This is a genomic window from Anaerococcus sp. HMSC065G05 (assembly GCF_001812365.1).
Lineage (GTDB): Bacteria > Bacillota > Clostridia > Tissierellales > Peptoniphilaceae > Anaerococcus > Anaerococcus vaginalis.
Map to the genome: position 1 here is coordinate 85,591 of NZ_KV808719.1, position 24,258 is coordinate 109,848.

The 24,258-nt window shown below is 26.1% G+C and carries 23 protein-coding genes; 3 read left to right on the forward strand and 20 right to left on the reverse strand.

What is annotated here, in order from left to right:
• Positions 1 to 148: 148 nt before the first annotated feature.
• From HMPREF2852_RS06700 to HMPREF2852_RS06710, 3 genes are all read left to right on the forward strand, one after another.
• The gene (locus HMPREF2852_RS06700; RefSeq protein WP_070606951.1) at positions 149 to 868 is read left to right on the forward strand and encodes an XRE family transcriptional regulator; all 720 of its coding nucleotides are present in this window, start codon (positions 149 to 151) and stop codon (positions 866 to 868) included.
• Positions 869 to 898: 30 nt separating this feature from the next.
• Positions 899 to 2,488: an SNIPE associated domain-containing protein gene (locus HMPREF2852_RS06705; RefSeq protein ID WP_083306976.1), complete on the forward strand. Its 1,590-nt coding sequence runs from the start codon at positions 899 to 901 to the stop codon at positions 2,486 to 2,488.
• Positions 2,489 to 2,625: 137 nt separating this feature from the next.
• Positions 2,626 to 3,648 carry a site-specific integrase gene (locus tag HMPREF2852_RS06710; protein WP_070606954.1) on the forward strand — a complete coding sequence of 341 codons (1,023 nt, stop codon included), beginning with the start codon at positions 2,626 to 2,628 and terminating at the stop codon, positions 3,646 to 3,648.
• A 202-nt stretch (positions 3,649 to 3,850) separates the two neighbouring features.
• On the opposite strand, the gene HMPREF2852_RS06715 is transcribed toward HMPREF2852_RS06710, so the two are convergent.
• From HMPREF2852_RS06715 to tpiA, 20 genes are all read right to left on the reverse strand, one after another.
• Positions 3,851 to 4,552, reverse strand: a complete 702-nt coding sequence (locus HMPREF2852_RS06715) for a glucosaminidase domain-containing protein (protein ID WP_070606957.1) — start codon at positions 4,550 to 4,552, stop codon at positions 3,851 to 3,853.
• A gap of 82 nt (positions 4,553 to 4,634) precedes the next feature.
• A complete protein-coding gene (gene pyrE / locus HMPREF2852_RS06720) occupies positions 4,635 to 5,204 on the reverse strand; it encodes an orotate phosphoribosyltransferase (RefSeq protein ID WP_070606960.1) in 570 nt (189 codons plus the stop codon).
• 8 nt (positions 5,205 to 5,212) lie between these two features.
• Entirely contained in the window at positions 5,213 to 6,112 is a 900-nt protein-coding gene (locus HMPREF2852_RS06725; RefSeq protein ID WP_070606963.1) for a dihydroorotate dehydrogenase, read from the reverse strand.
• The gene (locus tag HMPREF2852_RS06730) at positions 6,112 to 6,828 is read right to left on the reverse strand and encodes a dihydroorotate dehydrogenase electron transfer subunit (protein WP_070606965.1); all 717 of its coding nucleotides are present in this window, start codon (positions 6,826 to 6,828) and stop codon (positions 6,112 to 6,114) included. The genes HMPREF2852_RS06725 and HMPREF2852_RS06730 overlap by 1 nt, the downstream gene beginning before the upstream one ends.
• Complete coding sequence (gene pyrF / locus HMPREF2852_RS06735) at positions 6,815 to 7,681, reverse strand: orotidine-5'-phosphate decarboxylase (RefSeq protein WP_070606968.1); 867 nt, start codon at positions 7,679 to 7,681, stop codon at positions 6,815 to 6,817. The genes HMPREF2852_RS06730 and pyrF overlap by 14 nt, the downstream gene beginning before the upstream one ends.
• Positions 7,656 to 8,852: a dihydroorotase gene (locus HMPREF2852_RS06740; RefSeq protein ID WP_070606971.1), complete on the reverse strand. Its 1,197-nt coding sequence runs from the start codon at positions 8,850 to 8,852 to the stop codon at positions 7,656 to 7,658. The genes pyrF and HMPREF2852_RS06740 overlap by 26 nt, the downstream gene beginning before the upstream one ends.
• Positions 8,852 to 9,280 (reverse strand): aspartate carbamoyltransferase regulatory subunit, encoded by a 429-nt coding sequence (locus HMPREF2852_RS06745; RefSeq protein WP_004838872.1) that lies wholly within the window; start codon positions 9,278 to 9,280, stop codon positions 8,852 to 8,854. The genes HMPREF2852_RS06740 and HMPREF2852_RS06745 overlap by 1 nt, the downstream gene beginning before the upstream one ends.
• Positions 9,273 to 10,202 (reverse strand): aspartate carbamoyltransferase, encoded by a 930-nt coding sequence (gene pyrB / locus HMPREF2852_RS06750; RefSeq protein WP_004838873.1) that lies wholly within the window; start codon positions 10,200 to 10,202, stop codon positions 9,273 to 9,275. The genes HMPREF2852_RS06745 and pyrB overlap by 8 nt, the downstream gene beginning before the upstream one ends.
• Before the next feature lie 58 nt (positions 10,203 to 10,260).
• The gene (locus tag HMPREF2852_RS06755) at positions 10,261 to 10,794 is read right to left on the reverse strand and encodes a class IV adenylate cyclase (protein ID WP_070606974.1); all 534 of its coding nucleotides are present in this window, start codon (positions 10,792 to 10,794) and stop codon (positions 10,261 to 10,263) included.
• Entirely contained in the window at positions 10,794 to 11,474 is a 681-nt protein-coding gene (locus HMPREF2852_RS06760; protein ID WP_070606978.1) for a metallophosphoesterase, read from the reverse strand. Before HMPREF2852_RS06760 ends, HMPREF2852_RS06755 begins: the two co-directional genes overlap by 1 nt.
• The gene (locus HMPREF2852_RS06765; RefSeq protein ID WP_070606980.1) at positions 11,471 to 13,381 is read right to left on the reverse strand and encodes an ATP-binding protein; all 1,911 of its coding nucleotides are present in this window, start codon (positions 13,379 to 13,381) and stop codon (positions 11,471 to 11,473) included. Before HMPREF2852_RS06765 ends, HMPREF2852_RS06760 begins: the two co-directional genes overlap by 4 nt.
• Positions 13,374 to 14,405, reverse strand: a complete 1,032-nt coding sequence (locus tag HMPREF2852_RS06770) for a metallophosphoesterase family protein (protein ID WP_070606983.1) — start codon at positions 14,403 to 14,405, stop codon at positions 13,374 to 13,376. Before HMPREF2852_RS06770 ends, HMPREF2852_RS06765 begins: the two co-directional genes overlap by 8 nt.
• Positions 14,402 to 14,971 carry a histidine phosphatase family protein gene (locus HMPREF2852_RS06775; protein ID WP_070606986.1) on the reverse strand — a complete coding sequence of 190 codons (570 nt, stop codon included), beginning with the start codon at positions 14,969 to 14,971 and terminating at the stop codon, positions 14,402 to 14,404. The genes HMPREF2852_RS06770 and HMPREF2852_RS06775 overlap by 4 nt, the downstream gene beginning before the upstream one ends.
• Before the next feature lie 51 nt (positions 14,972 to 15,022).
• Positions 15,023 to 18,523, reverse strand: a complete 3,501-nt coding sequence (locus tag HMPREF2852_RS06780; protein WP_070606989.1) for an FtsX-like permease family protein — start codon at positions 18,521 to 18,523, stop codon at positions 15,023 to 15,025.
• A gap of 1 nt (position 18,524) precedes the next feature.
• Positions 18,525 to 19,226, reverse strand: a complete 702-nt coding sequence (locus HMPREF2852_RS06785; protein ID WP_070606992.1) for an ABC transporter ATP-binding protein — start codon at positions 19,224 to 19,226, stop codon at positions 18,525 to 18,527.
• 4 nt (positions 19,227 to 19,230) lie between these two features.
• Positions 19,231 to 19,674 carry an SsrA-binding protein SmpB gene (smpB, locus tag HMPREF2852_RS06790; RefSeq protein ID WP_004838881.1) on the reverse strand — a complete coding sequence of 148 codons (444 nt, stop codon included), beginning with the start codon at positions 19,672 to 19,674 and terminating at the stop codon, positions 19,231 to 19,233.
• Positions 19,658 to 21,778, reverse strand: a complete 2,121-nt coding sequence (gene rnr / locus HMPREF2852_RS06795; protein WP_070606995.1) for a ribonuclease R — start codon at positions 21,776 to 21,778, stop codon at positions 19,658 to 19,660. Before rnr ends, smpB begins: the two co-directional genes overlap by 17 nt.
• A gap of 77 nt (positions 21,779 to 21,855) precedes the next feature.
• A complete protein-coding gene (secG, locus tag HMPREF2852_RS06800) occupies positions 21,856 to 22,083 on the reverse strand; it encodes a preprotein translocase subunit SecG (protein ID WP_004838883.1) in 228 nt (75 codons plus the stop codon).
• Between the two features lie 108 nt (positions 22,084 to 22,191).
• A complete protein-coding gene (eno, locus tag HMPREF2852_RS09735; protein WP_004838884.1) occupies positions 22,192 to 23,487 on the reverse strand; it encodes a phosphopyruvate hydratase in 1,296 nt (431 codons plus the stop codon).
• Between the two features lie 18 nt (positions 23,488 to 23,505).
• Entirely contained in the window at positions 23,506 to 24,258 is a 753-nt protein-coding gene (gene tpiA, locus HMPREF2852_RS09740) for a triose-phosphate isomerase (RefSeq protein ID WP_070606998.1), read from the reverse strand.

Consider the following 24,258-nt stretch of genomic DNA (forward strand, 5'->3'; position numbering starts at 1 on the left):
ATTCACCTCACTTTCTAAATCACTAATACAAGCTTACCACTATTAAATAGTATTGTCAACTGTAAAATAGTATTTTTTTGTTTTTTTAAATAATATTTTACTTTTAAATGGAAAAATGATATTATGTATGTAAAGAAAGGAGAAACGGATGAATAATAAAGAAATTCTATCTAAGAACCTTAAAAGAGAATTAGACTATAAAAATTTAACCCCAACTGAATTCGCAAGAATAATGAAATATCCAGAGACAACAGTTTTTAATTGGATTCATGGTAAAAGTTATCCTAGAATAGATAAAATTCAAGAGATGGCGGATTTCTTTGAGATTTATAAATCAGACCTTACAGAAGATAAAAATAAGCATGAACAAGAGAACACAAATAAATTCCTAACAAATGAAGAAAAAGAAATTCTTGAACCTTACAATAAATTGAACAACGAAGGTAAAAACAAATCAGTTGAATATACTTGGGATTTAGTTGCTTCAAATAAGTATGAAAAAACAGAGATGGTGGAAATAATTGGAGGAGCAGCTGCTGGTAGCGGATTTAGTTATGTTGACGAAATAACATCTAATAAAATAATACCTAAAAAACAAAGACCAACCTACGATATGATTATTCCAGTAGAAGGAGATTCTATGGAACCAAAAATTCATGACGGTTCTTTAGCTTTTATAAGAGTAAGCACAGATTATGATAACGGAAAAATATATGTTGTGGATGCTGATGGAAAAGTTTATATAAAAAAAGTTTATTTTGATGATAGAGAAATTGTTTTAAAATCTATTAATCCGTCTTATGAAGATATTCACATAGAAGATTTAGATACATTTAGAGTAATAGGAGAAGTAGTAGATTGGGAATAAAATAAATTTTTTTAAAAAAAGGAGTTTTTTATGAATAGTTTTAAAGAATTTTTGTTGAAAATCGGTGTAGCTTTAAGTTATCTTTTTATTATTCCAGTTCTTATAATGACTATTTTATCTAAAAGTAAAACAATGGCTGTACTAATATTACCTACACTTTTCACTCTAACCTATTTATTTCTAGATAGGAGAAAGTTATATAAAGTAGAAAAAATTCAAGAAAAAATACTTAAATTAGAAAATGAAAAAAATACTTTAAATTCGGATATTTCAGGATTAGAAAAAAATAAAAATGAATTGAATACAGAGGTTAAAAATTTAAAATCAGAAATCAATAATCTAGACAAAGATAAAGAAGAAAATAAAAAGACACTCAATAAAGAGGTTATAGATATTGAAAATTCGATAAAAGATTTAGAAGCAAAAAAAGAATCGATTAAAGAGAATTTTAGAAAAGAAGCGTTAGAAGGCTATTTGGAAAAGTTAAGAATTGAATACTCTTCTGAATTAGAAAAAAACAATGAAGAATTAGAAAATAAAAACATTGCATTAAAAAATGATTACAAAAATTTACAAATCAATTATGAAAAATTAAAAGAAGAATATAATGAATTAAATTCTCATAATTATGGAATAGTGCCAACAGATTTTCAATTTGAAAAATCAGAAACTTATAAAATGAAATTAGACAATATTCATTTAAAAGAAAAAGAAATGATTGCTAGATTAAAGAAAAAAATTAAAAATGATAGAAAAATAAATATCCTATATGACAACCTAGAAAAATTATCATTTTTATATTTTAATACAGCTTGTGATTATAATTTATCTAAATTAAATTTTAATAATTATCCTACTAGAGTTAAAGAAATAGAAAAACTACATTCAACAATTTTTAAAGTTACAGAATACAACGTTGATATTTCAAGCCAATATAAAGACTTAAAACTAGAAGAATTAGAAACTGCTTATTCTTATTACAAATTAAAAGAAAGAGAAAAAGAAATATTAAAGGAACAAAGAGAGCAAGAAAAGGATGATTTAAAAGCACAAAGAGAAATAAAAGAAAAACATGATAAAATAGATAAAGAAATAGAAACTTTATCATTGGTTAAAGAAAAGATTGAGGAAAAAATTAAACTTGCAGCTAACGAAGAAATTGAAGCTTTAAAACTTGAGTTAGAAAAATTAAGAGAAAAAATTTCTGAATTTGAAAATGAAAAATCAGACTTAGATTACAGATTAGAAAATACTGGAGCTGGATATGTTTATATAATCTCTAATATTGGATCATTTGGAGAGAATGTTTATAAAATAGGAGTAACAAGAAGATTAGATCCATACCAAAGAATTCAAGAACTATCATCTGCTTCTGTACCATTCAAATTTGATGTTCATGCAATGATATTCTCTTACCAAGCTTATCAATTAGAAAACGAATTGCACAAGTATTTTGACAAACAAAGAGTGAATAAGATAAACAATAGGAAGGAATTTTTTAAAATTGATATTGAACAAATAAAGAAAATTTTATCATCTCATAAAGAATTAACCTTTGATTTTATTGAAGAAGCAAGTGCTCAAGAATATAAAGAAAGTTTAATGAGTATAAATGAATAGACTTAGAGTAAATAAAAAATAACATAGAAAAAAGACTCCCGCACCGACCAAAGCTAGGAAGTCTTTATTAATATACACAGAAACTATTCTGCTATTTAATTATAGCATACTTTAGGAAAATATATAAGGAGAAAACAATGGAAACGTCTTACACTATTAGAAAAAGAAAAGATAGTGGAAAATGGCAAGCTATAATTAGACAAAAAGAAAATAATACTTGGAAACAAGTAGAATCAAAAACCTTTGAAAAGAAAATGCAAGCTACACAACGGTCAAACAAAAGGTCAGTTTATTGGCAAGGAAAAATAACAACCGATTATGATAATATGACCATAAAACAATTAAAGGTTTTATATTTAAACTATCAAAAATCCAGAGTAAAAGAAAATACATTTATAACCATAAAAAGTAATATCAATAACGCTAACTGGTTTGATGATAGAAAACCATTAGAAATTAAACCACATGAAGTAGATGATATAATATCAAGTGCTTGTTATTCACATATTGCTTATATGGGAATATTCTTTAATTATTTAAACAATCATTTAAAGTTAAAAGTAGATAATCTTTTCAAAGCAAGACAACCAAAAAAATCAACTAAAACTTTTGTCTTAAATAAAGATGATCTAGAAAAAATAAAATCCATTATGCCAAACGATAAAGTAAAATTTGCATGCACATTTTTATTTTACACAGGATTAAGAATATCAGAATTAGCTGGACTTACAAATGATTGTATAGAAAATGATAAAATTATTATTTGCAAACAATGGAATAGTAAAATCAGAAAATTTACAACTCCAAAATCAGAAAATGGAAAAAGAATAATACCCCTAAACCCTATTCTAAAATCAGAAATAAAAAAATATAAAAAGTTAAATAACATAATTAAAATTGATAACAAATTAATCGATAGTTCAAACTTAACTAATCATATGAATTATCATTTTAAAACCTATTTAAAAAATACAGAATATGAAGGATTGACGTGCCACGATTTCAGACACTCTTTTATAAGCAACCTTGTATCAAACAACATAGATGTAAACACAGTAGCAAAATTAGCAGGAGACAATGTTAATACCATACTTGATAAATACGTTCACTCCACAAAAAGAGCAACAGAACTATCAATAAAAGCCGTAAACTCTCTATAAAAAATTTGTGACGGTTATGTGACGGCAAAAACATAAAACCCTTGATTTCAATAAAAAAGGTTAAATATAAGTTATAAAAAAATTATAACAGATTAAAGGCTAATAAGTCTATAAAATTTTTATTCAAATTATTTTAAATAATAAAAGAGTTAAATTTATTTTAAAATTAAACAAAAAAATAGACTAAAACTTTTAGTTTAGTCTATTTTTCCTGAAGAATATTTCTACAAACTTCTCTCATCATATAATCTACCTTATTTGACCATTCTGGATCACTAGCATATAGCTTTCCTATAGATTTTGTAGATATTCCATTATAATATTTTCCATCTTCACTTAAATAATTTTCTTTTAGAAATTTAGCAACGTGATCTATTGATTCGCCCTTATCTTTAAAAGTATTTGCACTGTTAATAGGATCTTGGTCGATAGCATTAAAGCCAAATAAATTATTTTTTGTTTTAGCAAGGTATGAATGGCCATTTCCAGTTTCGTGTTTTGCCATTCCCATCAATAAAATCGCATTTACTTCATACTTTTCTTCTGCTTTTTTGAAATCTTTTCCAAGACCTTGTAAATTTGTATTTTTAAGACCATATTCAAGTTCCTCAGCAGTTAAATTAGTTTTGTTTGTTAAATACAACATTGATGTTTTGCTTAATTCATCAGATCCTTTATCGTTCAATTCTTTATAATCTTTTTCTAATTTTTCAAATCTTTCAATTCTAGATTGTCTTAAAGTTAAGGTTTCATTGCTAATTTCATTTACTCCATTAATCAAGCTATCTCTTTTACCTTTGTTTTTTGCTGCTAGTGATGATTTTTCCAATCCTGTTGAAATAACTAGCACAAGAACAATAGCTAAAAAAGATAAAAATGAAATTTTAAATCTCTTTTTATTCATCCTTTATCTTCCTTCTTTCATAAATAAATAGTAACAAAACAATTACAACTACTATATCATTTCTCATGCTAGATTGCAAATTTTATTTTCTAGAACCTGGTTTTACAGCTGGTGTATCTTTTAAATCTTCTGGTAAATTATCAGGATCATAAGTTTCAATATTAAGCTCAGTTGCAGATAATAATTTTAAACCATTAATTTCTTTTTTTCCAGATCTATTTACAATTGATGTTAAAGCATTTACTTTTGCTCCATAGCTTTCAATTACATCAACAGTTTCAAAAGAAGATTTGCCTGTTGTAACTACATCTTCAACTATAATTACATTCATACCTTCTTTTATTTCAAATCCCCTTCTTAAAGTCATAATATTATCTACTCTTTCAGTAAAAATTGCATTAACTCCCAAAGCTCTTGCAACTTCATAAGCTATAATTATTCCGCCCATTGCAGGTCCTACACACAAATCTACTTTTATGCCTGATTCTTTTATTTTTTCAGCAATTATTTTTGAAACTTCTTCGCAATAAACAGGATTTTCTATTAATTTTGCACATTGAATATATTTTTTTGAATGTTTTCCACTTGATAATAAAAAATGTCCTTCTAATAGTGCATCAGATTTTTTTAATAATTCAATTGTTCTATCCATAATCTCTCCTAAATTATTTTTCTTATTTCTTCTAATGAATTTAAATTTTCTCTTTGCATGTATTTTTCTAAATCATCAACTATATTTATCATTGTGTTAAAATCTACAAAATTACTTGTTCCAACTTGTACAGCACTTGCTCCTGCCATAATAAATTCCAAACAGTCCCTGTAATTTGAAATTCCACCCATACCAATTATTGGTAAATTTGTAGCATTACTTGCTTCATAAACCATTCTTAAAGCAATTGGTTTTATACAAGGTCCAGAAAGACCTGCAGTTTTATTTTCAAAAACTGCTTTTTTATTATCAACATCAATTGCAATGGCATTAAAAGTATTTACTAGAGAAATACAATCAGCTCCTGAATTTTCTGCAATTTTTACAAATTCTTTTATATCTCCAACATTTGGAGAAAGTTTTACCATCAAAACTTTTTCTGTACTTTTTCTTACTTTTTCTATAACTTCGCAAGCTTTTTCAGGATTTGTTCCAAAAGCCATTCCACCTTCTTTTACATTTGGGCAAGAAATATTTAATTCAATTATTGGGACAGATGTTTTATCAAGCAAGATTGCTCCCTTAACATATTCATCAACACTATGTCCACCTAGATTTGCAATGGTTACAGCATCTTTTGTTTCCAAAAATGGCAATTCTTCTTTTATAAAATATTCAATTCCAGGATTTTGTAGTCCAATTGAATTCATAATTCCAGCAGCAGTTTCATAAATTCTTATTCCCTTGTTTCCCAAATTTTTATGTAGGGTTAGTCCTTTTGAAGAAATTCCTCCAAGTTTATTTATATCAATATAGTCTGCAAATTCTTTACCAAAACCAAAAGTTCCACTTGCAGCTATGACCGGATTATTAAATTCAATTCCACAAATATTAACTTTTAAACTCATTAGAAAATCTCCTTTGAATCAAAAACTGGACCATCTTTGCAAACTCTTATAAAATCGCCTTTTACATTTTCTAATGTGCAACCAAGACAAGCCCCAATTCCACATGCCATGTGTGCTTCCATTGAAATTTGAATTTCAGAATTTTTATTTTTATTAGCCAAAGTTTTTAGCATTTGATTTGGTCCACAAGCATAAATTACATCATATTTTTCTGTATCAATTTTTTCAGTTATAAAAATTTTATCTTTTTTATCGATAGTTACAGTTGTAGAATTTACATAATCTTTAAAATAATCTGTAAAATATTCTTGATCACTAAATCCTGCGTAAAAATCCGCCTTTAAATCTAATGATTTTGCCAAATATAAAAGTGGAGCTATTCCAATTCCACCAGCAACTATTGCGGCTTTTTTTCCTTTTTTTATTTCAAATCCATTTCCCAAAGGTCCTAGTATTTTTACTTTTGAACCCTCTTTTAAATCACTTAAAATTTTTGTTCCAACGCCTTTTACTTGGTATAAAAAAGACATGGACTCATCATCTTGATCACAAACACCAAAGGGTCTTGAAAGAAGGGGCGAATTTCTAAAGCTATCGCATCTTAACATAAAAAATTGACCAGCTTTTGCATTTAATTTGGTTTTTATTTTACAAAAATAAATATCATCCTTTATTTTTTTATTAAAAATTACAGAAGCTTCTCTATAAGATTCCATTAGCTTGGATTTCCTTTCTAGTTTCTATGCATTTTTCTCTTGCATAATATCCTATTTTATCTTCCCCATCATCATAGTTTAAATAATTTTTAAGTATTGCCCTTGAAGAATTTACAACTCCTCCGTTTAATGAATTTAACAATTTATAAACATTTAAAGAATCGGCTTTTTGTGCTCCAAAACCTGGAATTAAGAAAAACATATTATTATATCTTTTTCTGATTTTTTCAACTTCTTCTTTGTGAGTTGCACCAACTACAAGTCCAATTGGTCCGTATACTGAATCATCAATCAATTTATCATTTAATTCTTTTAATTTATCTCCAATTGTATAAAATAATTCGCTGTCATCTTTTAATCTTAAACATTCAAAATCATTTGCTCCTGGATTTGAAGTCCTTAAAAGAACAAACACTCCTTTATCTTTATTTTTTATAAATTCAAGATATGGAGAAATTGAATCCATGCCCATATAAGGGTTTAAAGTCATAAAATCAGCCTCAAAATCTCCAGAAAAATGTGCTTTTGCATATTGACTTGCACTTTGAGCAATATCTGATCTTTTTACATCAGCAATTGATAACAAATCATTTTCTCTTAAATATTTTAAGGTATTTTTGTAAGCAAGCAATCCTTCTATACCATAAGATTCGTAGTAGGCAATTTGAACTTTATAAATTGCACAAACATCTTTTGTATTGTCAATAATTTCCTTATTGAAATCAAATAATTGTTCGCTTACGCTTTTATTTTTCTTCATTTTTTCTGGAATATAATCTAGTGATGTATCAAGACCAACGCAAACAAATCCATTTTCTTCGATTTTTTTATAAAGTCTTTCCATTAAGGTCATATTTCAAAATTCCTTTCTTGTAAACTCTTACTATTTGTCCTTGGAGTTTTTGATTTATAAATAATGAATTTTTTGATTTTGATAAAATATCTTCTTCTTTATATTCATATATTTTATCCAAATCTATAAGAGTAAAATCAGCCATGTATCCTTCTTTTATTTTTCCTTTTTTTATTTCAAGAAGTTTTGATGGATTTGTTGACATTAACTTGATTAAATAATTTAATGAAATAATTCCAGCTTTTACTAAAGTCATATAAGAAGTTGAAAAAGCTGTTTCAAGTCCAATGAAACCTGGCTTACCGTTTTCTTTTTCCTCCTTTGAATGAGGAGCATGGTCTGTGGCTATACAATCAACATATCCTTTTTTTATCATATCTAATAAGGCCAATCTATCTTTTTCTTTTCTAATTGGTGGATTTACTTTTAACTCTTTTCTATCAGAAAAATATATATGATGAGGTGTTACTTCGCATGTAATATTCGCTCCCAAATCTCTAAAATATCTTATTGCCTCAATTGCTCCTTTTGTAGAAACGTGAGAAAAATGAATCGGCATATCCATCTTATAAGATAAATAACAATCTCTCAAAGTCATCACATCTTCTGCTATTTCATAATCATATTTTGAAATTTCCTTACATTCTTCATGCAAGGTAAATTTTAAATTATTTTTCTTTGCGATTTTTATAGCTTGATACATGGAAAAATCATCATCAACTCCCTTACCATCATTTGACAAGAACAATAATCCTTCTGGGAAATCTTTTAAATGAGATAGGTCATCGCTTTTAAAATCTTTTGTTATTGAGTAAACTTGTTTTATATCTATTAAGTCTAAATCTTTTGCTCTTTTAACAATATCTTCATATACTTTTTTGCTTGATACAATTGGATTTGTATTTGGCATTAAATTTACAGTTGTATATCCACCTTTTAGAGCTGACATTGATCCTGTTTTTAAATCTTCTTTGTAGGTAAATCCAGGATCTCTAAAATGAGTATGCATGTCCACAAAAGAAGGAACCAAGACAAGACCATTACAGTCTATAATCTCAGTTTCCTCATCAGATTTAAATTCAGTTGTTATAAATCCATCTTCTACAAAGATGTCCCTTTTTGATATATTTATATCATCAATGGCAACAAGATTTGTAAAAATTTGTTTCATTACTCCTCCACGTCATATATGTGATCGCAATAAGCACATTTGTACATTTTTTCTTTTTTATCTATCAATATAAATTTGCTTTCAATATTTCTTTCTGTGGTTGATACGCAAGTTGGATTTTGACATTTTAAAATTCCCTTGCTAACTTCTGGTAATTCTAATTGTTTCTTTTCTACAACTTTTTCTTCTTCAATGAAGTTTACTGTTGCACTTGGGTCTATTATTGATACAGCATCTAAATTAATATCTAAGTTATTTGCAATTTTTACTATATCTTTTTTTCCTTGAGAGGAAGAGTTTGCGTTTAATATTAGGGCAACTTCATCATCAAGTTGGTCTAGATTTAAAAGATTAAAAATTTTTATTCCTAATCCTGGTTTAATATGGTCTATTACAATTCCATTTTTTAATGAAGTAATCTCAATCATTATTAGCCTCCAATAATTTTATAATTAGTGCCATTCTAGCATACATTCCGCATTTAACTTGTTGGAAATATAAAGCTCTAGGATCATCATCCACATCTTTGTCAATTTCATTTACTCTTGGAAGTGGATGTAGGATTGCAAGATCTTTTTTTGCATTTGCTAATTTTTCTCTATTTAATACGTATGAATCTTTTAATCTTGTATATTGGTTGTCAGAGAAAAATCTTTCTTTTTGAATTCTTGTCATATATAAAATATCTAGATCATCTATAGAATTATCCAAAGATCTTTTTTCAACATATTCTATATTATTTTTTTCAAAAACACTTTTTTTAATGTAGTTAGGAAGTTTTAATTCTTCTGGAGAAATTAGAACATATTCGTTATTATCAAACAAGGTCATAACTTTAAGTAAAGAGTGAACTGTTCTTCCATATTTTAAATCTCCACAAATTCCTATCTTTAATCCTTCAAGTCTTTTCTTATAAGTTGAAATTGTCAAAATATCTGTAAGAGTTTGAGTTGGATGTTGATGTCCACCATCTCCTGCATTTATTATTGGACAATCTGATGTTTCTGATGATAATTTTGCAGCTCCTTCTTGTGGATGGCGCATAGCAATTACATCAACGTATTGGCTTACGGTTCTAATTGTATCTTGTAAGCTTTCTCCCTTAGCTTGGCTTGATGCTTTTGGATTTGAAAATCCTTCAACACTTCCTCCAAGTCTTAACATTGCTGATTCAAAAGAAAGTCTTGTTCTAGTAGAAGGCTCAAAAAAAAGAGTCCCTAATAACTTTCCATTACAATAATTGGAAAATTTTTCAGGACTCTTCATTATGTCTTCTGCTAAATCAATTATTTCAAGTAAATCATCTTTAAACAAATCTTCTGCACTTAACAAATTTTTAATCTTTAGCATTTGACACTCCTTTTTTTGTTTTTACTATTATACCAAAAGCATATAGACTCGTCAATAATTATTTACGTTTTTCGATTAACTCGTTAATTGATTCATTTGTCACATTTTTTCTATCAATTTCAAATTCATCTAGAATTTCTTCCATTAAATTTACATTTGTAAATTCAATTTCCATATAAGGATCAGGATAAACATCTTTAGACCAAATATCTATATCAAATCTTTGCCCCCTATAATTATAAGAAATTCTTTTTTTATCGCCAACATATCTTTCAACTAATCCAATTTCTTCTAAAATTTTTATCATATTTGAAGTTGAATTTATTGTAGTTGTGTATTCATTATTTACTCTTATATTATCTTTGTTATCAACAACCTCTTTGAAAGTTAGCTCTGTTGCTTCTCTTTTATCATCTACAGTTTTTTCTCTAATTCTCAAATAACCATTAGAAAATTCTTTTGCGTTTTTTGGAGCAAAGGTATGATTTTTTTGAATTTCTACTCCCAAAAATTCTGCACCTTTCGCTTTTAATTTTTCTTCCATTTCTTCGATATTAATATTTAATACCTTGATTTCTAATTCTCTATCCATTAACTTATCCTTTCTGGCAAAAAATTTATATAATCTCCTGCCACACATTTTATTTCTATACCATCTACTATACCTTCAAAAATTTGTTTATGCCCTGGTCCATGTAGATGTCCATACAATACACATTCTACTTGATACTCTTTACAAATTCCAAAAAATTCATTCAAAGATTTATCGCTATTAAGGGGTGGGTAATGTAATATTACAATTTTTTTATTATTTGTCTTACTAGAGTCCAATGAATTTTTAAGTCTTTGTAGCTCTCTTTTAAAAATTTTCTCATCGTGTTCTGTAAATTCGCTATTGTCCCTGCTAATCCATCCTCTTGTTCCGCAAATTTCATAGCCTTGTTCAAAAAAAGAATTATTTTGCAAAAATTTAATAGATTTCAAATCTAATTCATTTAGTTTTTTTAAAGATGACCACCAATAATCATGATTTCCTTTTAGCATTATTTTATTTCCATTAAGCTCATCGATTTTTTTAAGATCGATGTAGGCGTCTTCTATATTCATAGCCCAAGAAATATCCCCCACAATCAAAACTGTATCATCAGAATTTACAATCTTATTCCAATTGCTAAATATTTTTTCTTGATAATTAAGCCAAGATTTTCCAAATACTTCCATAGATTTTTCTTCTGTGTAATCAAGATGTAAATCTCCTATTGCATATATCATACTTGCTCCATATTTTTTATATCTATATTAATAGCCTCTGCATCCAAAATATCTTTTTCTCTTTTGTGACATGTAAAATAAATAATTTGAAATTTTTTTGATAAATCCAACAAATTTAACAAAGCCATCCTCAACCTATCATTGTCATAATTTATAAAAGCATCATCAAAAATTAAAAATAAATTATCTAATAATTTTTCGCAAAGAGCAAATCTTAGTGAAAAGTTAACTTGATCAAAAAATCCTATTGAAACTTTGTCAATATCAATTATTTCATTATTAGAACTTATTATAATAGGCTCTAGGTTTTTATCAAAATCAATTTTTTTATATTTCCCCTTTGAAATTTCTCTAATTATTTGACTAATAAATTGAGATAGAATTTTTTTATTATAAATAAGTTTATCCTTATTTGAACTTATAATATCTATAGCCTTATTGCACGCAGAAATTTCTATTTCTAAATTATTTAATTTTTCCTTTAATTGATTAATTTCATCAATCAAATCAACTTCTTTTGATATTTTTTCCTCAACGCTTACAAGCTTTTTTTCAAGTTCTAAATTATCATCCAAAAGTTTATAATATGAATTTTCGTAAAATTTTATTTTATTTTCTATTTTCAAAATATCAATTTCATCGCAAGAAAAATCAATAGGCACATCATATTTTTCTTGTTTTTGAAGAATTTTTAAAATTTCTAAAGTCTTATCTCTTTCTATAATTAATTTTTCATAGTCTTTGTATTTATTTTTTGCATTTTTATAAGAAGACCTAGAATTTACAGAAATTTTAGCAAATTCATTTTTTATTTTTATATTTAAATTGCTAATTTCTTCCCTACCATTTATATTTAAAATTTTACCTTTAAAAAAATAAAATAAAAAAAGTGGAAGTAGGAATAACAAAATAAAATATTTTTTTGTAAAAATTGACACAAGTAAAATTATAAATCCTATTATAAAATAAAATAAATTTATCTTATTATCTTTTTTATTCTTATAAAAATCATCCTGCTTTTCCAAAAGCTTATCAAGATTATCAAAAAATACTTTGTCAATACCTGTAAATTCCTTATAATCTTCTAATTTTTTATCAATTATTTTAAGCTGGTCTTTCCTAGATTTTTCTTCGATATAATTAGAATTGGCTTTAAATTTTCTGTAATTATCCCTATCTATTTTTAATTTATTGAGATTTTCTTCTAAAAGTTTTATCTCTTCTCTTTGTTCTTTCAAATTTTTTATGTCATTGTCATAGGATTTTCTAAGATTTATAATATTATCCAATTTTTCATTTTTATTTTCTAATTCTTTTAAAGTTTTTGCGTAAGGCTTTGTATATGCCCTTGGGCTTCCAATTTTATTTAGTCTATCTTTTATATTATCAATAGCTTTTAATTGAGAAAAGATTATATCATTTGATGGATTTTTTAAAAAATCTATTACAACATTTTTTGAATCCTTATCAAAACTTTGAAGTTGGTAATTGTTTGCTATACTCTTATACAAAGAATAATTTAATTTTAAAAAATATTCTCCAGGAAAATTCAAATTTGATTTTTTGCTCAAAATTTCTTTTTTCAAAGACAAGTTATATATTTTATATGAACCATCATCAAAATTTCTTTCTATCCTAAAATCCTCATCATTAGATGATAAGATCAGATTCCCAAAATATTTATAAGAGCCTAAAGGTTTGTATTTTTCTTTTTTATAGGAGAAATGCCTTTTATTATTTCCATCATCAAAACCATAAAATACACCTTCAATAAAATCAGAAATTGTAGATTTTCCACTTTCATTGTCCCCATAAATCAAATTGAAATTTGGATTTAATTTTATAGATTTATTTTGAAATTTACCAAAAGAAATTAAATTCAATTCTTTAATAAAAACCTTACTCATCCTTGCTCCTCAATATGGCATCAAAGCCAATTTCCAAACATCTTTTATTAATAGGATCTTCCATATCCAAATCTTTAACATTTTTATAAAAATCTCCAAGCAAAGAAGATTCGTAAATTTTGCCTAAATTTTCATAATAATCTATGCTTTTTTCCCTATTAATTTTAAGATAAGTAATATCTAGATTTTCCTTTAAACTTTTCTCATCAAAAGCAAATTTATCATAATTTGATAAATTTATAGCTAAAAAATTATATTTTTTATCCAAAAAATTTTCCAAATATTTTTCTAATTCATCAAAATTTTCAAAATTATTTAAGTCAATATTTAAACTTTTAAAAGTCATTTGTGAAGAATCTATAAAATTTATGCCATAGTCATCTACTAGATTATAACCGAATTTGCCCTTATCTTTAAAACTAAAAGGCTCAATACTTCCTACATAAAATATATTATCAAAAAACTCTTCTCTTTTGTGAATATGCCCTAAACCAACATAATCAAATTTAAGATTTTTGATTTTTTCCAAATCTAAATTCATATAAGTTGAATTATTTTCATTAAATTGCCCATGACCTAAAAAAATATTATAAAAATTGTAATCAAGTCCTATATTGTAATTGAAATTTTTATCAAATATCCTATCATTATAAGAAATTCCATAAATCCTCACATTTTCATATTCAAAAAAATCAAATTTTTCACTAGAAAAAATGTGAAGATTTTTAGGTTTATCTGAGAAAAAAATTTCATTTTTTGAATCTATATAATCGTGGTTTCCGCAAAGATAATATATATTTTTGGAAAATTTTTCAAATATTTCAAATAATTTTTGATAATCCTTTAAACTAAAATAATCTCTTTCAAAAAGATCCCCAGAAATTAATAAGAAATCTACATCTTTATTTTCTTTCAAAATTTTTTCAAAGCTATCCCATTTTATTTTTCTTATTAGCTTGCTATATGAACTATCAAAATCCAATCTATCAGCCAAATGTATATCAGAAATATGGATAAATTTCATATCAAATTCACACACTCAATCATTGTTTTATTTTCATTTATATCAAAAACTGTAATAGATCCGTTATCTATCCAAAAATTTTTGAAATTGTCCAAATCTTTTAAGACTGTAAATAAAGTTGCTCTAATTGCAATTCCATGACTTACACACAAAATATTTCCATCATAAGAAGATTTTTCTTTCATAAAATCATTAAGTCTTTTTATTAAATCTTCTACGCTTTCTCCGTTAGGATATTTAGTTGAGTAAGGATTATTTTTTAAATTATTATAGAAATCTTTGTATTTTTCTTTTGTATCTAAAACTTTTTGCCCCTTAAAATCTCCAAAATCTAATTCATTTAATCTTTCATCTTCAATAAATTCATCAAAGCCCAAATATTTTGCCGTTTGTTGACTTCTTATTAATTTTGATGTGAAGACCTTATCTATTTTGTAATTTTTTAAATTTTTTTTGCTTTTATCTAAATCAATGTAAGCTTTTTTTGAAAGTTTTGTTTTAGGAGTTGAAAATTTTAATTCTTTATTTGATTCTGTTAATCCATGTCTTAAAAATATTATTTTCATATTATCACCTTTATTATTATAACATATAAAAAAAGCAGGCTCGAATGCTTTTTATTCGCCTGCTTTCATTGCTTCTGCCATATTTATTTTTTTTAATTTAAAATGAACAATCAACATTATCAAAAATGATGTAAATAATGTTATAAAGGCAGAAAATATATATGATGATAAATGAGTTTTGTAAGAAATAAAAATTCCATCTGGTGCAGCTACAATTAAAACATATCTTAGCATAATATATCCCAAAATATATCCAAGAATAATGCCAAAAAATGTCAAAATATATGTTTCCCTATAAATATAGGAAGTTGTTTCTCTAGGATAAAATCCCAAAACTTTTGTAGTAGCAAGTTCTTTTTTTCTCTCGCTCACATTAATATTAGTCAAATTATACAAAACTACAACGGCAAGTAGCATAGAAACCACGGTAATAATTCCAATTACTAGATTTAAATTTGCCATTAATGTATCCATTGTTTCGTAAAATTTACTTGGTTCTATTATAGTTTGACTTATTTTATTTTCCAATATTTTATTTTTAATTTGACCGCCTGCTTTTACTAGATTAGCATTTGCAATAAAATCTTTGCCAAATTTATTTTTATATGCATCTTTTGTCATATAAATATAATCATCAATATAATTTTCGGCAATATCTTTAATGTCCATTTCTACTATTTTATCATCTAATTCAAATTTTAATTTTTTGTTTGATTTTAAATTATTTGATAAATTTTTACTAATTACAACTTTATTATTATCAAGTGAAATTTTTTTCTTATTTTTATCCCTAATTTTTATAAAATCATCTATTTTTTCTTTATCATCAAAAACGATTAAATTAACTTTTTTATTTTTATCTTTCAAACTTACATCTACATTCTCATAGATAATTTTCATAGATTCTGTATTTTTCAAAATATTTTCGTAAGATTTTTTATCTTCTATTTTGGCATTTTTATCAAAAATTGATATAAAATCATATTTTGTAATTTCTTGTTTTTGCAATTTAGATGTATCTTTAACAGAATCAATCATAGCAAAACCAAAAAATAAAAGTGCAGTACAACCACCCACTCCAAAAATCGTCATAAACATTCTAGATTTATACCTAAATAAATTCCTAAATGTAATTTTTGTCATAAAAGATAGGCTATTCCAAATAAATTTAATTTTTTCAAGAAATATCCTAGATCCATTTTTTGGAGCTTTAGCTCTTAATAAATCTGCTGTTTGCTCTTTTACTTCGCTTATGCTTGTAAAATAAACAGTTAGTGAAATTAAAAAAGTAGATAAAAATATAGTAAATAAAATTATCCAAAACGAATTTATAAATTCCAAATCTAAAACTCTAAATCCAGTTGAATATGCTTTAAAAATAACTTTACAAACTATATATTTTCCAATTAATGAACCGATTAAAGAACCAAAAATCGTAGGAATTAATCCGTAAATAAAAAATTTTCGACCAATATCAAAATTAAAATAACCCAAAGCTTTCAAAGTTCCATTTTGTATTCTTTGCTCTTCAATATATCTTTTTATGGTTGTAAGAGAAACAAGAAGGGCGATAAAATAAAAAAATGTTGGAAAAACTTTTGATAATTCGTCCATATTTAAACTATTTTTGTAATAGCTATCAATAGATTTATTTAAAAATATGCTTTCAAATTCATAAGTAGGGTCAATTAAATTTACCAAATTTTCTCGAGCCTCATCAATTTTTTCATATCCCTTTTTAATTTTATTTTTAGCCTTTTTTTCTTCGTCTTCAAACTTTTTATTTGCCTTATCAAGCGCACTTTCTTTTTCTAAAAGTTCATTAAAAGAAGACTTTAACTTTTCTTCTCCCTTAATTTTTTCATCATCTAATTTTCTTTTTCCATTCTTATAAGAAATCAAAGCAGACTTTAATTTTTTTTCATTATTATCAAGTTCTATCTTGCCTTGTTTTAATTTATTTGATGCTTTAATTTTTTCTTTTTCAAATTTCTCTTTTGAAAGCTTATATAAAGAGTTTTTTTCATCCAAGTCTTCTTTTGCTTTATCCAAATTTTTTAAATTTTCATTTATTGGATCCATAGCCTTTTGGTAAGCTTCATCAAATTTATTTTTATTTGCTAAATATTCTTTATTTAATTTATCTAATATAATTTCACTTTGAGAAATTTTAATATTTAAATCTTCTTTTTTTCCATTTAAATAATGTAATTCTTTTTTTATATTTTCAATTTCTTTTTTATTTTTTTCATTATCACTCAAGTTTGATAATACTTCTAATTTTTTCTTTAAATTTTCTATTTTTAAATTTATTTCATTTAATTCAGATTTATAATTTGTTAAATTTGTATTTTCCTCATTTTTTTTATCTTCCAAATTTTTAAGCATAGATTTTTTTTCTAAAAAAGAATTTTCAATTAAAGACTTGCTTGAATTTATCTTTTTATAATTTTTATCAATTTCTTCATAAGCCTTATCTATTTTTTCTTTTGAATCGTTTAATTTTTCTTCATTTTTTTTCATTTTTTCACTAAAAGAAAGAAAATTTTTATTGTAGCTTTTTTTACCACTATTTAATTTAGAAAATCCTTGGTCAATTTGTTTTTTTGATGCGCCTAACTTTTCATAGGCATCGTTAATTTTAACCTTAAATTCATCTTCTGCTTTGTTATATGAATTTATACCATCTAATAACTTTTCATTTGCATCTATAAGTTTATCTTTTTGTTCTTGTAATTTTTTCTCACTAGAAGATAGTTCATTTTCTTTTTCATTAAGTTTTTTATTAGCATCAGCTTTTACTCTTTTTAAAACTTGACTAGGTCTGTTTTTAAAATCCTTTTTTAGACTTTCTCTTTTTTCCTTTACGAAAGATTTATATTCATCAGAAAATCTATCCATATTTTTTGTTTTTTTATAGCTAATATCAACTTCACTAATCTCATCAGTTTTAAAATTATCTTTGTTTATATAGGCAAAAGAAAAAACCATTTCTTTTCCCTTATAAGAAACATCCCTTACTTCATCCATCAAATATTCAGAAGAATTCGCAAAACCTACAACCTTATACTTTTTATATTTTAGTAAATCATCTAATTTTTCATCATCTATTGATTTAAAATATATATAATCGCCTAATTTATAATTTTTTTTCAATAATTCATCTAAAATTATTTCTTCATCATTTTTGATTTTTCTTCCCTTTATTATATTTAATTTTTCAATATCTTTATCATAAGATTTTACAGAAATAAGCTTATCTTTAGCATATAAATCCAAATTTTTTTTATAAACAAGCTTATCAATATCCTCATCCTTTTCAATAATTAACTTATCTTCGTTTTTAATTCCATAAGTTGCTTTAATAATTATATCTGGATGTTTATTTTTATTTAAAGTCTTATTTAGAGTTTTTCGCATTGAAGGTCCTGTCATAAAAAGGGCAACAACAACCATAGAAGCAAGCATTATCATAACAAAAATCGAAAAAATCTTGCCTTTGGTTTGTTTTATATCCCTAAAAATTGACCTATAATAATTATTTTTTTTCATTTTACCACTCTATATTTTCAACATTTTCTGGATGTTCATTGACATAAGAATTTACAATTGTGCCATCTTTTAGCTCAAACACCTTATCTGCTATATCTTTTATTGCACCATTATGAGTTATAATAATTACAGTAGTATTTAAATTTTTTGCAGTATCTTGCAATAATTTCAAAATTGATTTTCCTGTTTTATAATCCAAAGCTCCTGTTGGCTCATCGCACAATAAAAGTTTTGGGTTTTTGGCAATTGCTCTTGCAATTGCTACTCTTTGTTGTTCCCCACCTGAAAGTTGAGAAGGAAATGAATTCTTTCTATGAGAAAGTCCTACCTCATCCAAGGCTTTTTCAGCATCCATATTATCTTTTGCGATTTCACTAGCAAGCTCAACATTTTCGATGCTTGTAAGATTTGGTATTAAATTATAAAATTGAAAAACAAAACCTACGTCATCTCTTCTATATTTAGTCAATTCTTTTTCATTCATTTTTGATAGGTTTTTCTTATCAACAATTATTTCTCCATCACTTAAAGTATCCATTCCACCAATTAAATTTAAAAGCGTAGTCTTTCCTGCTCCGCTTGCTCCTACAATTATAACAAGCTCGCCTTCATCTATACTTAAATTAATATTATCATTTGCAACAATCTTATTTCTACCAACTTCAAAATACTTGTATACATTTTTTAATTCTATATATGCCATATCATTAATAATTTTTGAGTGCTCTTTCTATTTTTCTTTTAGCATCATTTTTCTTTATAGTTTCTCTTTTATCATAGATTTTTTTACCCTTTGCAAGAGCAATTTCCGCCTTAATAAGTCCTTCTTTTAGGTAAATTTTATTTACAATCATAGTATAACCTGCTTGAGAAACTTTTCCAATTAATTTATCAATTTCTTTTTTATGAAGCAAAAGCTTTCTAGTTCTAATTGGATCAATATTTTTTTCGTAGGATTGTTCATAAGGAGTAACATTCATATTATAAATAAATAATTCTCCCTTATAATCCCCAACGTGAGATTCCTTTATCGAAACTTTTCCTTCTCTTATACTTTTTACTTCATTTCCCTTTAATTCAATTCCTGCCTCATATTTTTCTTCCAAAAAATAATCATGTTTTGCTTTTTTATTATTAGCTAAAATTTTCAAATTCTTCCTCCAACAAATCGAAATCTATATTTCTTTTTTCAAGATCTACATTTTTAACTTCAATCAAAACTTTTTGTCCAATTTTATATCTTTTATTATTATCTCTATTTACACAAGATAGCTTTTGTTCAATATATTCAAAATGATTGTCAGAAAATTTATACATAAAACATCCTTCAACCGTATTTTCAAGTTCAATAAAAATCCCAAAATCTGTTATTGATGAAATAATCCCTTGAAATTTCTCTCCAATATATTTTTTCATATATTTACACTTATATAAATCTTCTACATCTCTTTCACATTCTTCACTATTTCTTTCTGTAATTGATAAGTGTTCTGCATTTTTTGCTAATTGTTTTTCTAATGATGATTGGCTTATATTTTCAAATTTATTATCAAGAAAATCTTTTACAAGCCTATGAACAATTAAATCAGGATACCTTCTTATAGGAGCTGTAAAGTGTGTATAATATTTTGTTGCTAAACCAAAATGAATATCCCTATAATTTGCATATTTTGCTTTTCTCATTGTCCTAAGCATTAACATATTTACAAGACTTTCATCATCTTTTCCTGAAACTTCTTTTAAAATTTCTTGGAAATCTTTTGGATGAAGTTCTTTTCCCTTAATATTATAGCCTAGGGTGTTTAAAATATTTTTGAAAGATTCTACCTTTTCATCTTTTGGCTTTTCATGAATTCTATATAATGATGGAAAATCCATGTAAGCAAATAAACTAGCTATAGTTTCATTTGAAACTAACATAAATTCCTCTATCATTTTATTTGCAGAACCTCTTTCAAAAATAGAAATATTTAAAACATCTCCTTTTTCATTTACATCAATTTGACTTTCCGTAAAATTAAAATCTATAGCTCCTCTTTTTTCTCTTTTATTTTTTAAAATTTTGTATAATTTGTCAAATAATTCTAATTTTTCTATCAAAATTTCATCATCATAAACTTTGTCTTTATTATCCAAATAATCATTTACATCATCGTAGACTAACCTATAGTTAGATTTGATTATGGACTTATATATTTTATAATCGACAACTTTACCTAATTTATTGATTCTCATTTTTAAACTTAAAGCAAGTCTATTTTCATTTGGATTTAAAGAGCATATTCCATTAGATAATTCCTCTGGTAGCATAGGCAAAACTATATTGTATAAATAAGTTGAATTTCCTCTTTGATAAGCTTCTTTATCAATTTCACTATTTTCTTTTACATAATGGCTTACATCTGCAATATGAACATATAAAATAAAATCCTCTTTATCTTTTTCTATAGATATTGCATCATCAAAATCTTTAGAATCCCTACCATCAATTGTAACTGTAAATAAATCTCTTAAATCTTTTCTATCTTTTTGTTTTGAAATATCTACTTCTTTTTCAATAAAAACAGCTTCTTTTTTTGTTTTTTTTGAAAAATTATCTTTTAATCCGTAAGATCTTATTATTGATAAAACATCAACATTAAAATCATTTTTATTTCCTAAAACTTCTACAATTCTTCCTTCTGGAGAGCCATTTTTTGGATATTTTATAATTTCACAGACAACTTTATCGTTATTTTTTGCTTTTTTTGAGAATTTTTCATCAATATAAATATCAGAAGATAGGTTATCCTTATCGCTTATTACGAATCCAAATCCCTTATTTTTTTTATAAAGTCCAACAATTTGACTTGTATTTCTTTGAAGGATTTCTACTACTTTTCCTTCAGCATTTTTCCCATATTCTTTTTCTTTTATAATTTCAATTTTAACCCTATCTTTGTCATTTGCTGAATTTAAATTATTTTGTGAAATAAAAACATCCATATATTCATTATTATCAGAAATAAAAAATCCATATCCACCTTGAGCGAGTGAAATTTCTCCCATAAGTGATTTATCATCATTACTTAATGGATGAATTTTATTTTTTGAGCTTATTTTGATTTCATTTTCTTTAGCAAGTTTTTTAATAATTTTTTTTACATCTTTTTTTATATACTTATCACAATCCAAATATCTTAACATCTCATCAATAGTCATTGGCTTGTAATTTTTATCGTTTACTATATTTATAATTAAATCTTTAAAATTCATATTTTCTCCTATTAAAAAAGAGGCTAGTGAAAGCCTTCTTAACTTGCCTTACAAATTAAAAATCTTTACTAAACCCCTTAGTTTATTGCAAGAAGTATTGTGCTTAATAAAAATAAGACAACACCTGCAAAAATTACAACCTTATCTAACATTTCGTTTTTTGATTTATGAGCGCTTCTACCAAATACGTTTGTTTCTTGACCAGCTAAGGTTCCAAGCCCATCAGTTTTTGGTTCTTGTAAGGTTACTGCTATAACCAAAATTACAGAAGCTATCATCAATAATACTGATAATACTGTTGTCATCTGACACCTCCGTTTTCATACTATTTTATAATATCACAATTATATAAATTTTACAATAAAAAGAGGGGCTTTCTATTATTTTACCCCTCTATTTATTAAATAATAATATTATTTATTAATATTATAGAATGCTTTAAGTCCTTTAAATTGTGCTGTATCAAATAATTCATCTTCAATTCTTAGAAGTTGATTATATTTTGCAACTCTATCAGTTCTTGATGGAGCTCCAGTTTTAATTTGTCCAGCATTAACAGCTACAACTAAGTCAGAAATTGTTGTATCTTCAGTTTCTCCTGATCTGTGAGAAACAACTGCAGTATATCCTGCTTCTTTTGCCATTTCAATAGCATTTAATGTTTCAGTTAAAGAACCTATTTGGTTTACTTTGATAAGGATAGAGTTAGCAACGCCTTCTTTAATTCCTTTTTCAAGTTTTTTAGTATTTGTTACGAATAGGTCATCTCCTACTAATTGAACTTTATTTCCAAGTCTTTTTGTAAGTTTTGCCCATCCTTCCCAGTCATTTTCATCAAGTCCATCTTCGATTGAAATAATTGGATATTTTCCTACTAATTCTTCTAACCAATCAATCATTTCATCTTCTGTTTTAACTGTGCCTTCTCCATCTAAATGATATTTTCCATCTTCTTTGTTGTAAAATTCACTTGATGCACAGTCCATAGCTATATAAACATCTTTTCCTGGTTCATAGCCTGCTTCTTTTATAGCTTCACAGATAATTTCTAGAGCTTCTTCATTTGATTTTAAGTTTGGAGCAAATCCACCTTCATCTCCTACAGCTGTATTGTAGCCTTTGTTTGAAAGAACTTTTTTAAGGCTGTGGAATACTTCTGCGCCCATTTGTAAAGCATGTGAAAAACTTTCAGCTCCTAGTGGGAAAATCATAAATTCTTGAATATCTACAGAGTTATCAGCGTGTTCTCCACCATTTAAAATATTCATCATTGGTGTAGGAAGAAGTTTTGCATTAGCTCCTCCAATATAATTATATAGAGAAACACCTTGTTCATCTGCTGCAGCTTTTGCTACTGCAAGAGAAACTCCAAGAATAGCATTAGCTCCTAATTTTCCTTTATTTTCTGTTCCATCAAGTTCAATCATTGCTTTATCTATTCCGATTTGATCAGAAACATCATAAGTAAATTCTAATTCTTCAGCTATGATTTCATTTACGTTATTAACAGCTTTAAGAACAGATTTTCCTAAATAATAATCTTTGTCGCCATCTCTAAGTTCAACTGCTTCCCATTCTCCTGTTGATGCACCTGATGGTACACTTGCTCTACCGAAGCCACCTTCTTCTGTTACTACTTCAACTTCTACTGTTGGATTTCCTCTTGAATCTAAAATTTGTCTAGCATATACGCTTGAAATTAAGCTCATCTTATTCTCCTTATATTTTTATTTTTTGTGATTAATTAATTGTTCAAAATCATTTGCTTTAAGGCTTGCTCCACCTATTAGTCCACCGTCAATATTTTCTTTTGCTAATAATTCTTTAACATTAGCTGGTTTCATTGAGCCACCATATTGAATTCTAATTTTTCCAGCACAATCTTCACAGAATGCTTCTTTTATATAATTTCTAATAAAAGCACACATGTCATCAGCATCTTCTGCAGATGCAGTCTTGCCAGTTCCTATAGCCCAGATTGGTTCGTAAGCAATAATAACTTTTGTTATATCTTTACCTTCAATTCCTTTAAGGTCTTTTTCAAGTTGGTCTTTAACTTTTTCTTCTTGTTTGTTAGCTTCTCTTTCTTCTAAAGTTTCGCCAACACAAAGAATTGGAACTATATCATGATCAAGTGCTGAAAGGACTTTTTTGTTGATTAGTTCATCGTCTTCATTAAAATATTCACGTCTTTCAGAGTGTCCCAAAATTACGTAATCAGCTTTTATGTCATTTAACATTTTTGGAGAAATTTCTCCAGTATAAGCTCCACTTTCTTCAAAGTACATATTTTGAGCACCAAATTTAATATCTGAATCTTTTAAAATTTCACTTGCAAGTAAAAGGTCAATCGCTGGTACACAAACACCTTTTTCTACGCTTTCATCAAGGTCAAGTTCAACTAATTCTTCTAGCAAAGATTTAGCTTCGCTAGGAGTCATATTCATTTTCCAATTTCCTACTATTACAGGTGTACGCAT

Coding starts and splice junctions, on each gene's coding strand:
- HMPREF2852_RS06765 (WP_070606980.1), bottom strand. CDS start 13,381: ATGAGTAAGGTTTTTATTAAAGAATTGAATTTAATTTCTTTTGGTAAA.
- HMPREF2852_RS06710 (WP_070606954.1), top strand. CDS start 2,626: ATGGAAACGTCTTACACTATTAGAAAAAGAAAAGATAGTGGAAAATGG.
- HMPREF2852_RS06770 (WP_070606983.1), bottom strand. CDS start 14,405: ATGAAATTTATCCATATTTCTGATATACATTTGGCTGATAGATTGGAT.
- HMPREF2852_RS06730 (WP_070606965.1), bottom strand. CDS start 6,828: ATGGAATCTTATAGAGAAGCTTCTGTAATTTTTAATAAAAAAATAAAG.
- HMPREF2852_RS06715 (WP_070606957.1), bottom strand. CDS start 4,552: ATGAATAAAAAGAGATTTAAAATTTCATTTTTATCTTTTTTAGCTATT.
- rnr (WP_070606995.1), bottom strand. CDS start 21,778: ATGAATTTTAAAGATTTAATTATAAATATAGTAAACGATAAAAATTAC.
- eno (WP_004838884.1), bottom strand. CDS start 23,487: ATGAGCTTAATTTCAAGCGTATATGCTAGACAAATTTTAGATTCAAGA.
- HMPREF2852_RS06700 (WP_070606951.1), top strand. CDS start 149: ATGAATAATAAAGAAATTCTATCTAAGAACCTTAAAAGAGAATTAGAC.
- HMPREF2852_RS06705 (WP_083306976.1), top strand. CDS start 899: ATGAATAGTTTTAAAGAATTTTTGTTGAAAATCGGTGTAGCTTTAAGT.
- HMPREF2852_RS06760 (WP_070606978.1), bottom strand. CDS start 11,474: ATGATATATGCAATAGGAGATTTACATCTTGATTACACAGAAGAAAAA.
- tpiA (WP_070606998.1), bottom strand. CDS start 24,258: ATGCGTACACCTGTAATAGTAGGAAATTGGAAAATGAATATGACTCCT.
- HMPREF2852_RS06785 (WP_070606992.1), bottom strand. CDS start 19,226: ATGGCATATATAGAATTAAAAAATGTATACAAGTATTTTGAAGTTGGT.
- HMPREF2852_RS06775 (WP_070606986.1), bottom strand. CDS start 14,971: ATGAAAATAATATTTTTAAGACATGGATTAACAGAATCAAATAAAGAA.
- HMPREF2852_RS06725 (WP_070606963.1), bottom strand. CDS start 6,112: ATGAGTTTAAAAGTTAATATTTGTGGAATTGAATTTAATAATCCGGTC.
- HMPREF2852_RS06755 (WP_070606974.1), bottom strand. CDS start 10,794: ATGGATAGAGAATTAGAAATCAAGGTATTAAATATTAATATCGAAGAA.
- pyrE (WP_070606960.1), bottom strand. CDS start 5,204: ATGGATAGAACAATTGAATTATTAAAAAAATCTGATGCACTATTAGAA.
- pyrB (WP_004838873.1), bottom strand. CDS start 10,202: ATGCTAAAGATTAAAAATTTGTTAAGTGCAGAAGATTTGTTTAAAGAT.
- secG (WP_004838883.1), bottom strand. CDS start 22,083: ATGACAACAGTATTATCAGTATTATTGATGATAGCTTCTGTAATTTTG.
- HMPREF2852_RS06780 (WP_070606989.1), bottom strand. CDS start 18,523: ATGAAAAAAAATAATTATTATAGGTCAATTTTTAGGGATATAAAACAA.
- HMPREF2852_RS06740 (WP_070606971.1), bottom strand. CDS start 8,852: ATGAAACAAATTTTTACAAATCTTGTTGCCATTGATGATATAAATATA.
- HMPREF2852_RS06745 (WP_004838872.1), bottom strand. CDS start 9,280: ATGATTGAGATTACTTCATTAAAAAATGGAATTGTAATAGACCATATT.
- pyrF (WP_070606968.1), bottom strand. CDS start 7,681: ATGACCTTAATGGAAAGACTTTATAAAAAAATCGAAGAAAATGGATTT.